Raw genomic sequence first — 11,839 nt, 5'->3', positions numbered from 1 at the left:
ACAAGCCTTGCCCTCACGGACCTCATCGCTGGCAAGCCAGCTCCTGCAGGGGACCGGGCTCACCCCGGCAGCGGTGTGGGATTCAGCGTTCCGAACGCATCATCTCCCGCGGCACGTACTTGCCGATCTCGAACTTGCCGATCGCCGCGCGGTGCACTTCGTCCGGACCGTCGGCCAGGCGCAGGGTGCGCTGCATCGCATACATGTAGGCCAGCGGGAAGTCATTCGAGACCCCGGCCCCGCCGTGGATCTGGATCGCGCGGTCGATCACCTTCAGGGCCACGTTCGGCGCCACCACCTTGATCTGGGCGATTTCGCTTTTCGCCACCTTGTTGCCGACGGTGTCCATCATGTACGCCGCCTTCAGGGTCAGCAGGCGGGCCATGTCGATCTCCATCCGCGAGTCGGCGATCTTGTCGATATTGCCGCCCAGGCGCGCCAGCGGCTTGCCGAACGCGGTACGGTTGACCGAGCGCCTGCACATCAGCTCCAGCGCCCGCTCGGCCATGCCGATGGAACGCATGCAGTGGTGGATCCGGCCCGGGCCAAGGCGCCCCTGGGCAATCTCGAAGCCCCGCCCCTCGCCCAGCAGCACGTTCTCGTAGGGCACCCGCACGTTCTCGAACAACACTTCGGCATGGCCGTGGGGGGCATCGTCGTAACCGAACACCGGCAGCGGACGGAGGATCTTCACACCCGGTGCATCCACCGGCACCAGGATCATCGAGTGCTGCTGGTGACGCGGCGCGTCCGGGTTGCTCAGGCCCATGAAGATCAGGATCTTGCAGCGCGGATCGCAGGCGCCGGAGGTCCACCATTTCTTGCCGTTGATCACCCACTCGTCGCCATCGCGCACGGCCCGGGCGGCCATGTTGGTAGCATCCGACGAGGCGACATCGGGCTCGGTCATGGCGAACGCCGAGCGGATCTCGCCGCGCAGCAGCGGTTCGAGCCAGCGCTGTTTCTGTTCTTCATTGGCATAGCGCACCAGCACTTCCATGTTGCCGGTATCCGGCGCCGAGCAGTTGAACGGCTCCGGGCCCAGCAAGGAACGGCCCATGATTTCCGCCAGGGGCGCATATTCCAGGTTGGTCAGGCCGGCGCCCAGTTCGGACTCCGGCAGGAACAGGTTCCACAGGCCCTCGGCCTTGGCCCGTGCCTTGAGCTCTTCCATGATCGCGGTGGGCTGCCAGCGATCGCCTTCGGCGACCTGGCGTTCGAACACCGGTTCGGCCGGATACACATAAGCGTCCATGAACGCGGTCACACGTTCACGCAATTCCTGAACCTTGGGCGAATAGGCGAAATCCATGGGCAGCTACCTTCTTGAGCAGGTGGTCGGGGTCATGGAATCGATGCTAGATCAGCTACGAAAATTTACCAAAGCTATTCTCGGCGTGTATTAACATTCATCACCGATATATGATCGGCTGATCGAAACCCCATAATAAGAGCGCCGCGAAATGAATCTGAGCAAGGTCGACCTCAATCTTTTCATCGTCTTCGACGCCATCTACACCGAAGCCAACCTGACCCGTGCCGGGCAGATCGTCGGTATCACCCAGCCGGCGGTTTCCAACGCCCTGGCACGCCTGCGCGAAACCTTCAACGACCCGCTGTTCGTGCGCACCGCCCAGGGCATGGTGCCCACCCCGATGGCCCAGAACATCATCGGTCCGGTGCGCAACGCCCTGTCGCTGCTGCGAATCTCGGTCCAGGAAAGCCGCATCTTCAACCCGTTGCAGGCGAACAAGACCTACCGCATCAGCATGACCGACCTCACCGAAGCGGTGATCCTGCCGCCGCTGTTCCAGCGCCTGCGCCGCCTGGCGCCGACCGTGGCGATCGAGAGCTTTCTCTCCAAGCGCCGCGAAACCACCAAGGAACTGGCCGCCGGGCGGATCGACTTCGCCGTCGATGCACCGCTCAACACCGACCCGCAGGTGCGCCATGTCAAGCTGATGGAAGACCGCTATGTCTGTGCCATGCGCAAGGGGCATCCGCTGGCGGGCAAGGACAAGCTGACCCTGGACGATTACCTGGGGCTGACCCACATCCATATTTCCAGCCGCCGCAACGGCCTCGGCTACGTGGACCTGGCCCTGGGCAAGATGGGCATCCAGCGCAAGATCGCCCTGCGTTCCCAGCATTACCTCATGGCCTCGCAGGTATTGCAGCAGACCGATATGGTCATGACCGTGCCGGAGCGCTTCGCCCGCCGGCACGACCTGCATTACTTCCAGTTGCCGGTCAACGACGTGCCGCCGGTGGAAACCCACCTCTACTGGCACGAAAGCACCGACCAGGACCCGGCCAACCGCTGGATGCGCGAACAGATGATCGAGTTGTGCCAGCAGGTCACGGCCCACGAGAAGAAGCTCGACAAGGCCTGACCCCGCACAAGGCCCGCGCGGATGCCGACATGCTTGACGTATACGTCAAGCAGCCCTTAGCTTAGCGCCAAGACCTTTGCCGAGCGCTTTCATGAGCAGCCAGACCTACAGCATCTCCGACCTCGCCCGCGAGCTCGACATCACCACCCGGGCCATTCGCTTCTATGAAGAGCAAGGCCTGCTCTGCCCCGAGCGTCGCGGCCTGGAACGCATCTATTCGGCCCGCGACAAGGTGACCCTGAAACTGATCCTGCGGGGCAAGCGCATCGGTTTTTCCCTCGCCGAATGCCGCGAGCTGATCGAACTCTACGACCCCACCAGCGGCAACCAGAAACAGCTCAACAGCATGCTGGCGAAAATCACCGAGCGCCGTGCGCAACTCGAACAGCAACTGCTGGATATCGAGCAGATGCAGCTCGAACTCGATACGGCCGAGGAACGCTGCCATCAGGCCCTGGCGCAGACCCTGGAAACCCAGGCCAGCCAGATCCTCTAGGCGCTCCATCGACAACAACCCCATTGCGCAAGGTATCCCCATGTCCCTACCTACCCACGTACGCCTGATCGAAGTCGGCCCCCGCGATGGCCTGCAGAACGAGGCACAGCCCATCAGCGTCGACGACAAGGTCCGCCTGGTGGACCGCCTGACCGATGCCGGCCTGGGCTATATCGAGGTCGGCAGCTTCGTGTCACCCAAATGGGTCCCGCAGATGGCCGGCTCCGCCGAAGTCTTCGCGCGCATCCAGCGCAAGGCCGGGGTCACCTACGGCGCCCTGGCGCCCAACCTGCGCGGCTTCGAAGACGCCATGGCCGCCGGGGTCAGGGAGGTGGCGGTGTTCGCCGCCGCTTCCGAGGCCTTTTCCCAACGCAATATCAATTGTTCCATCAGCGAAAGCCTCGAACGTTTCGTGCCGATCATGGATGCCGCCCGCCAGCACGGCGTGACCGTGCGCGGCTATGTGTCCTGCGTCCTCGGCTGTCCCTACGAGGGCCCGGTCGCCGCCGAGCAGGTCGCCGTGGTGGCCCGCGAGCTGTATGCCATGGGCTGCTACGAAGTGTCCCTCGGCGACACCATCGGCACCGGCACGCCGGGAGCCACCCGCCGGATGTTCGAGGTGGTCTCGGCCCAGGTGCCACGGGACAAACTCGCCGGGCACTTCCACGACACCTACGGCCAGGCCATGGCCAACCTCTACGCCAGCCTGCTCGAAGGCATCCAGGTCTTCGACAGCTCCATCGCCGGCCTGGGCGGTTGCCCCTATGCCAAGGGCGCCAGCGGCAATGTCGCCACCGAAGATGTGCTCTACATGCTCAACGGCCTGGGCATCGACACCGGTGTCGACCTGGATCGCCTGCTCCTGGCCGGCCAGGAAATCTGCGGGGTGCTGGGACGTGTTACGGGGTCGCGGGTCGCCAAGGCACGCCAGGCCGGTTGAATGTGTCCGGGTGTTACCGTCTGGAAACACAAACGAGTAACACGGAAACAGGTTCAGCGATTTTTCCTGCAACGATTGTCGGACAAAATTTTTAACCCATTGATTTTAAAGGATTTGCAAAAGTTGGCACGCCACCTGCTATATCTCCTGCATAACAAGAATAAAAAGCAGCAAACCAATAAAAACAAGACGTACCGACTCTGACATAACAAAAACAACACGGCAGAGACGCAGCTAACAGATTTTTTTGGAGAAGGTGTGCTTTCAGGGGACTTGACCGTCACCCGCAACCGGGCAGAGAAAAATAAAACTACCTCAAGGTAGCTCCCGAACTGGTTGGATCACCTGATAAAGCAGATCAGCGCTCAAAAAAATACGTTTGCTCTTTGACCCCGGATGGGGGTCAGCCAAAACAGCGGTAAAGGGCCACGGTTGACAAAAACAACAACAGACCGCCCCTCAATAATAAAAAAAGAGCATACAACAACGCATTCAAGGGGAGCTTCGGCTCCCCTTCGTGTTCCTGCCATTTGCTGACCCCCTCCCCGTCCATATCTATGTAACGCATCCGCGGATCCACCGACCGGATACTGAATCCGCCTGCGCCAGCGTCTACCTGCCCCCAGGTACAACACGTGGCGCCGTCCATTCAACCGTCAGGAAAATCGGCAGATATCACAGTGTCTCCAAGAATCCCGCTCAAGCCAGAAACGCCCACCCTTCGCGTGCCCGGATCAAAGACGCCGAGCCTCCCCGAATCCTCGCTACCCCACCGTGAGCCAACTATCAGCGGCTTGCGCGTAAACCGGCCGGACCACCCGGCGCTTGCCGTCGGCCAGGCCCACAGCCAGCCGCCCCGGGCACCGGCCGGCACGCCGGCGGCTGCGGACATACAACTGACGTCCTTGCCAGCTCAACCCGTGGCCGGAACCTCCCGTTCGCTGGACAACTACCGGGTCGCCGCGACCGCGGCATTGCCGCCACCCGACCCCCAGGGCCTGCGGATCGCCAGGAAACGGCACTATGTCGATCTCGACGAAGGCGGCACGGTGATGGTCGCGTATGACGCGCAACTCGAAACCTACCGGGCCAGGCGTGTCGATGAGTTGCTGCCCTCCGGCCCGCCGTTGTACCGGACAGGCCACGGCGGCACCTGGGGAACGCACCCCGTGCCAGCGTCCCCCGCCCAACCCGCCATCAGCCCGCCACCGCCCAAACGACCGCGCCCGGCCGAGGAGCCGGCACCCGCCGTGGTCGTCGCCAAGTTCAACTACACCCTCCGCAGCCGCTATACGCTGCTGGCGGGCCCCGATGGGCAAGGCTATTACCGCTTGCGAGATAATGATGCCGCCAGGCACCCTGGCGCCGCGGAGCGTGTGTTCGCCTTCAGCAAGGACGACGACCATTGGGCACTGGTCGATCCGCCGACAGGTCGCATGGACGCCAGCGGCCAGTCCCTTGCCCCCGACAAGCTGCCAGCCTGGACCGACCGCGATATCTGGGAGCACTACGGATTGCACGGCAACGCCATCGACCGTTTCCGGGCCGATGCCGCAGCGCTCGGCACACCACCGCAATGGGCCCGCCCCAGCCAGGAAGGTAGTACTCGCCAGCAACTGATACGGGCACTGAAATGGGCCCATCCGGACCAGACCGCGGAAGAACGCGGGGAGCTACTGCGACGCTACAACCTGCTGCCCAGCATGCTGCCGCGCCTGCAACAGGCGCTCCAGGAAAACGGCGCGATCCCGGAATGGGCCGAGTCGCACAAACGCCAGTCGATGGCCGAAACCCATCCACGGCGCTTTGACCTGCTGGAACAGGAGGTGATGCCGCAGATCCGCAAGGTGCGCAACTTCGAGCCGCACACCCTCGAAGCGGATTTCGACGCCTACTACACCGGGCCATTCCTGGAAGCCTTCCTGCTCCGGCTCGGCTACCGCAAAAACATCCATGGCTGCCTGTACCGGACGGACATTCCCGCGATGTTCAGGAGCGAAGACCGCACGCCGTTCGAGCTGGCCCGGGATGGCTGCATGCTCGCCCGCGAGCACCATGCAACCGGCTCGACCACGAAAAAAGCCCTGAGTGCCACCTTCAGCCTGAGCGACGCCAGAAACTACAGTGTCGGTGGCGGGCCGGGCGCCGGCCAGTTGCGCTACAACACGCAAACCAATAAATACCCCGGCAAGCGCCCGGAATCGGAGAGCGACTCCGACAGCGAAGCGAGCAGCCAGGGGCGTTCGTCGGATACCTCATCGGCAGCCTCCGGCAGCACCGGCCAGTCCGCTGGAACGGCATCCAGCGGTTCGGGCGCCGCGCTCTCACTCGACAGCGAACGCGGCTACACCACCTACCGGCACCGGCAGACCACCAGCTTCACCTATATGATCGATACACGTGAGATCGAAGTCGTGCCGGGTCAGGAAAATCGCCTGTTCAACCGCGACTCCCGCGACCGCCACTTCTTTCCCTACGACGATATCGAAGGGCATATTTCCGTTTCCCCTAGGGGCATCGCCGCCGGGCGGATCTGGCTGGTCAACTCCAGCCTGACCCGTGCCGCCAGTGTCCGTGCGATCCATGCGGCGGCGGGACAAAGCGCCGCCGACATCGAAAGTGCGACCTGGAGCGGCACCGATAACAGCGCGGTCTACGACCAGTTGATCGACCAGGTGGCCGAATCCGGCGGCACGGTACTGAACTGGCCGGCCGACGGGAAAATCTTCGCCGATGACGTGATCTGGCCGGTCCCGAAAAACTGACGTCACCTCCCGGCCGGGTGAATACCTACCGCAGCCCCGGCCGGCACGCCGAATACCCTGCCCCTTCGAACCACGAATCGGGCTTCACACCATGACCACCACCACGTCGGCGGACGCCGGTTCCGCCACTGTCCCCAACCGTCCCCCCGCGCTCCGCGGGCACCGGGGGGTTCACTATGATTTCATCAAGGGCCAATTCCCCGAATGGCTGGTCCGGGCCGACACCCGGACCCACCTGGCGCTGGGCAAGCTGCCTCGGTTGAAAGACGCAGCGCAGGTCTTCACCCACCTGCACCAGAGCTATACCGCCTGCCGCTATTTCCAGCGCAAGGTCGAGGACATACTGCGCAACGTGAGCACGGTTGAGGCCTTTGCCAAACCGCTGCTGGAGCAGGCGCTCAAGGACGAATTCGGACTGACGCTGGACGTCGGCAAGACCTTTATCCTCCAGCCCACCAAAGGCAGCCCGGGGGACCTGCGCTCATCCATCGCCACCCTGCTGCACGCCGCGCTGCACAACTACGAGGCCTGGGAAACCAGGGACGGCAAGCTGGACGCGCCCGGCGATCCCGCGGCGATCTACGACAAGCCGCCCCTTGATCCGGACGCGCGGCGCCTAGCCCTGTCGCCAGCCGGTTTCGCCGCCCTGTGCCGCAAGCTGGACCTGGGCCGGCAATACCAGAAACATCTCGACGAGGTGTTCTTCCCGACCGCCAGCGCCAGCGAAGCGACGCTGCAAGCGCAACACGCCGTGCGCGGCCATTTCACCGTCTATGACGCCTATGCCCTCGAGACGCAGGTGCATATCGCCTTCCTGAAAAGTCACCTGGACGACACGGCCTATCGGCTGATGCTGGAAGTGGCCAGGGGCAAGCAGGTCCCCGTGCCGGCCGGACATCCACAGCGCTGCTTCACCCTGAGCCTGCTGCGGATCGCCCTCAACGGCATTCTCGTGGTGCGCACCGACGACCATGCCCGCAGTTGGGTGGTCTACCTACCGGACGACCCCTTCCATCCGGTCCGGCAGTATCCCTCCCGCGCGGCCTTCGAAGACCACCTGCGAGAGCAGCTGCGGGACTTCGAGTACCTGAAGTTCTTTATCCGTTTCATTCCCCAGCGCTCGCGAGCGCTTTTTTTCGACAAGCTGCATGAACGCCTCTCGCCACGCCAGTGGAACGGCTATTTCTATCAGCCGACCCCCGACCCGCAGGCCAGGCTCGATGTCGCCGGCGACCTGATCGACAGCCATGTGTTTCGCCAGCGCTACCAGTTGAAGGTCGAGACCTTCTTCGAGGATGCCCTGTTCATCGCCGTGCCCACCGCGCAAAAGGACCGGCAAAGTCTCAGCGCCCGCCTGGAGCATTACCTCACGATTGCCCTCGATGTGCTCAATGTCGCGGCGTTTATCGTTCCCGGACTCGGCGAAGTCATGCTCGGTGTGGTCGCGGTACAGTTGGGCAGCCATATTTTCCACGGCATCGACAGCTTTGCCCTGGGCGAAAAAAAGCAGGCCTGGGCCTACCTGACCGGCGTGCTGCAGAACGTCGCGTTGATCGCCGCGCTCGGGGCCGCCGGAGCGTCGGCGGCCGCCGCCGAAAACGCGGCGATCGGCAGTGCCGGATTTGTCGACGGACTGCGCCCGGTGAAATTGCCCAGTGGCGATATACGCCTGTTCAATCCCGACCTGACCCCCTTTGCCCACAAACCGGTGCTGCCCGCAACCCTGGAACCCGATGCCGCCGGCCTCTACCACCACCAGGGGCGCACCTACCTGCCGCTGGACGGCAAATTCTACGAGCTCAAGCCGCAGCCATCCTCGCCTCGCTACCAGGCCCTTCATCCACGCAAAACCGACGGCTATGCACCGGCCTTCAGGCACAACGGCAGCGGTGCCTGGGTCCACGAATTCGAGCAACCACAGGCCTGGGATGACCTGCGTGCGTTTGCTCGCCTCGGTCCCGACGCCGCGGCCCTGGACGAAACCACCGCGCGCCGTGTCATGGGCACCAGCGGCGTCGGCGGCGATGTGCTGCGCAGCGTGCACCTGGACAACCTGCCGCCCCCGGCGCTGCTGCGCGATACGCTGATCCGCTTCAAGCTCGACCATGACCTCGGCAAGCTGATCGCCCGTCTGCAACACGGCGATGCGTTGGGCTATTCCCGGGATGAATTGCACATGACCCTGCAACTGCTGACCAACCGGCCCGTGTGGCCGGCCTCGAAAGTACTGCGCCTGCTGGACGAGCAGAACGTCACGCTGACCGAATACCCGCCCGGTATCGACAGCCGGGTGACACGCCTGGACGCCACCTGGGACAGCCTGCACGCCAACGATCTGCTCGAGCTGGTGCTCACCCGGCTGGGCGAGCGCGAGATCGCCAGCCTGCTCGACGAAGAATTCGGCCAAGGCCCCCTGAGCCTGACGGTGCGCACCCACAGGCTGCGGCGGATGCTGGCCAGGGAGGCGGTGCAGCGACGACACAGCCTGTTCGCCTCCCACTACGAGTTTCGCAGCCGCTCGGCCAATCCCTCGGCGCCGGTGACGGTGATCCAGCGGGACTTCCCCACGCTGCCGAGCCTGGTCGCCCGGGAACTGATCAGCCAGGCCAACGGCGTCGAATTGCAACGACTCGCCGCCGGATCGGTGCCACTGCGCCTGGCCGAGGAAGCCCGCTACTACCTGCGCAATATCCGTGTCGCCCGGCTCTGTGAACAGCTCTATCTCGACTCGGTGAACCAGGCCGAAGCCTACCGGATCATCCTGCCCATGCTGGAGAAACTGCCGGGCTGGTCGAACAGCGTTCGCCTGGAAATCCGCGATGGCGCCTTCAGCGGCCCGCTGCTGGGCAGCCTCGGCCCCGAACGGGTCGCGGCACGCAAGGTGCTGATCCGCCAGGGCAACCGCTATGAGGCCCGCGACGCCCGGGAGCAGGAACTGCATGGCCCGGACGACCTCTATGCGGCGGTACTGCATGCCCTGCCGGATACCGAGCGGGCCGCCCTGGGCTTCCCCCATGTCGGCCAGGGCGCGCAACTGCGCCAGGCACTGCTCGACCTGCCACTGCCACCGCGCGCCATGCTGCACCACAGCCTCGGCCTGCCACCGCTCAAGCCGGGCTTCGTCGCACCGATGCGCCTGGCCGACGGACGCCTCGGCTATCCACTGAGCGGGCGCGGCACGGGACGGGCGCTGCGCTCGTTCCAGTTCAACCGCCTCGCCCAGGAGCTGTACCCGACCCTGCGCCTCTCCGAGGTGGAAACCCTGCACGGCCTGCGCGATCTGAGCCTGGGTGCGGGCATCGAGCGACTGCGGGCCCTGGAACTCGAGTACGCCACCCTGGAAGACGAACTCGACGCCTGGATCGGCGAGCCCCAGGCCAGCGCCGAAGCCAACGGCAAGTACCGGATCGCCATCCAGATCAAACGCTGCTGGCGCCACGAGACGGACCTGGCCACCGACGCCAGCGGCCTGCCCATCGGTGGCCGCCAGCTCAGCCTGGCCGGCTATGCCGTGGATCGCCTGCCGACGCTGTCGGCGAACTTCGACCATGTCACCGACCTGCACCTGCGCGGGCTGGCACTGATGGTCTCGCCGGAACTGGACGGCTTCCTGGGCACTTTCCGCCGCGCACAACGCCTGGACCTGAGCCGCAACGCCCTGACCCGATTGCCGTCGGCCCTGGAACGACTGAGCGAACTCCGGCACCTGGACCTCAAGGCCAACCAGATCGTCATCACACCCGCCACCGGCGTGCCGCTGACCCACCTGACCCGGCTGGAAGTGCTGATCCTGGAAAACAACAGCACCCTGTCGATGCTGCCCGACCTCAGCCCCCTGACCCGCCTCGCCTACCTGCACCTGCGCAATACCGGGCTGCGCCAGTGGCCGCCCGGTTATGACCAGCTTCCCGCCCTGCGCCGCCTGGACCTGAGCGACAACCAGATCAGCGACATTCCCGACGAAGTCTTCGCCAGCGACCCGCAACGCCAGCGCCTCAACCGCGCGATCAACCTGGAAGGCAACCCGATCCCCATTGCACTGCGCCGGCGTGTCGACCTCTACCGGCAGGAAACCGATCTCGACCTGGGACTCGATGTACTGCTCGAAAGCGACGATCAGTCGGAATGGAGCAGCGACTCGCGCCCGCAATCAAGGGTCAGCTCCCGCCACAGCCGCTGGGGCACACCCTCGCCCGTACCGCGTGACAGCACACCCTGGCTCGAAGGGCTGAGCCGGGTGGAACGCCATGCCCGACGCGACCTGTGGCTGCGCCTGGCGAGCGACGACATCGAAGCTTCCGAAGCCTTTTTCCGGGTGCTGGAAGACCTCAGGCTCTGCGCCGACTATCTCGATGCCAAACATCGCCCCGAACTGTCCAGCCGGGTCTGGCACATGGTCAGGGCGGCCACGGAAAACAGCGAGTTGCGCGAGCAGTTGTTCAGACGCGCCAGCGCGCCGGATCCGGACAGCTGTGAAGACGGGATCACCGTGGTGTTCAGCGACATGGGCTTCGATGTGCTGTTGCACGAGGCCAAGGCCCTGCCCCTCGAACAGCGCGAAGGCGAGCTGCTGCGCCTGGCCCTGGGCAAATTGCACCTGGAGTGGGTCAATCGCCATGCCCGCCGCCTGATCGACGCGCGCAAGGCCATCGGCGTGAACCCCGATGAGGCGGAGATCTACCTGGCCTTTCGCATCGGCCTGGCGCAACGGCTCGACTTGCCCTGGCAAGCCAGGAAAATGAATTACGACCGGATCGCCGGCGTCAGCAGTCGCAAACTCGACGAGACCTACCAGCTCATCCTGGCCCAGAAGCGCCTGCCCGGCGAAACATCCAGGGGCCTGCTCGACCAGCCGTTCTGGAAGGACTATCTGGAAGAGCGCTTTCATGACGGGCCACTCCAGGCGCCACGGGAACAGCGCGACCATCTGATCGGCGCACTCGACGATCTGCTGTCCGCGCAACGCGAGTGGTTTGACGGCCTCCCCCCGGACGAGCGGCAGAACGCCGACCTGGCCAACACCATCAGGCAATCGGCGCTGGCGCTGGGGCTGACCCCCGATGCCGCCTTCGCCGCGGCCCTGACGGACAGCGCCTACCTGAGACTGTCCGACGATATCGCCAGACCCTACAACGACACCTTGAAGCAATTGACCGAACAGTTGCTGCGACAATACGGCCTGTAGGCCTCCCGCTCGCTCCCACGCTCCAGCGTGGGAGCGGTCAGGGCCGTTTAACACAAAAGG

At 64.4% G+C, this 11,839-nt stretch carries 6 protein-coding genes; 5 read left to right on the top strand and 1 reads right to left on the bottom strand.

The annotated features are described in order from the left end of the window. Window positions 1-82 precede the first annotated feature (82 nt). On the bottom strand, window positions 83-1,312 hold the full coding sequence (locus KI243_RS10205; RefSeq protein WP_017125814.1) for an acyl-CoA dehydrogenase: 1,230 nt from the start codon (window positions 1,310-1,312) through the stop codon (window positions 83-85). A gap of 151 nt (window positions 1,313-1,463) precedes the next feature. Here KI243_RS10205 and KI243_RS10200 point away from each other — a divergent pair, with 151 nt between their 5' ends. From KI243_RS10200 to KI243_RS10180, 5 genes are all read left to right on the top strand, one after another. Further along, entirely contained in the window at window positions 1,464-2,393 is a 930-nt protein-coding gene (locus KI243_RS10200) for a LysR family transcriptional regulator (RefSeq protein WP_177061161.1), read from the top strand. Window positions 2,394-2,484: 91 nt separating this feature from the next. Continuing rightward, window positions 2,485-2,889, top strand: coding sequence for a MerR family DNA-binding transcriptional regulator (locus KI243_RS10195; protein WP_017125811.1), 405 nt, complete (start codon window positions 2,485-2,487; stop codon window positions 2,887-2,889). 40 nt (window positions 2,890-2,929) lie between these two features. Then, on the top strand, window positions 2,930-3,829 hold the full coding sequence (locus KI243_RS10190; RefSeq protein WP_017125810.1) for a hydroxymethylglutaryl-CoA lyase: 900 nt from the start codon (window positions 2,930-2,932) through the stop codon (window positions 3,827-3,829). Window positions 3,830-4,623: 794 nt separating this feature from the next. Beyond that, complete coding sequence (locus tag KI243_RS10185) at window positions 4,624-6,594, top strand: hypothetical protein (RefSeq protein ID WP_177116418.1); 1,971 nt, start codon at window positions 4,624-4,626, stop codon at window positions 6,592-6,594. A 91-nt stretch (window positions 6,595-6,685) separates the two neighbouring features. Further along, entirely contained in the window at window positions 6,686-11,779 is a 5,094-nt protein-coding gene (locus KI243_RS10180) for a DUF6543 domain-containing protein (RefSeq protein WP_212810772.1), read from the top strand. Window positions 11,780-11,839 lie beyond the last annotated feature (60 nt).

The sequence above is a fragment of the Pseudomonas sp. Ost2 genome (assembly GCF_018326065.1).
Taxonomy (GTDB): domain Bacteria; phylum Pseudomonadota; class Gammaproteobacteria; order Pseudomonadales; family Pseudomonadaceae; genus Aquipseudomonas; species Aquipseudomonas gingeri.
The sequence above is the reverse complement of the archived record's forward strand: the minus strand, read 5'-3'. Positions and strand labels throughout refer to the sequence as shown.

Coding starts and splice junctions, on each gene's coding strand:
- KI243_RS10205 (WP_017125814.1), bottom strand. CDS start 1,312: ATGGATTTCGCCTATTCGCCCAAGGTTCAGGAATTGCGTGAACGTGTG.
- KI243_RS10200 (WP_177061161.1), top strand. CDS start 1,464: ATGAATCTGAGCAAGGTCGACCTCAATCTTTTCATCGTCTTCGACGCC.
- KI243_RS10195 (WP_017125811.1), top strand. CDS start 2,485: ATGAGCAGCCAGACCTACAGCATCTCCGACCTCGCCCGCGAGCTCGAC.
- KI243_RS10190 (WP_017125810.1), top strand. CDS start 2,930: ATGTCCCTACCTACCCACGTACGCCTGATCGAAGTCGGCCCCCGCGAT.
- KI243_RS10180 (WP_212810772.1), top strand. CDS start 6,686: ATGACCACCACCACGTCGGCGGACGCCGGTTCCGCCACTGTCCCCAAC.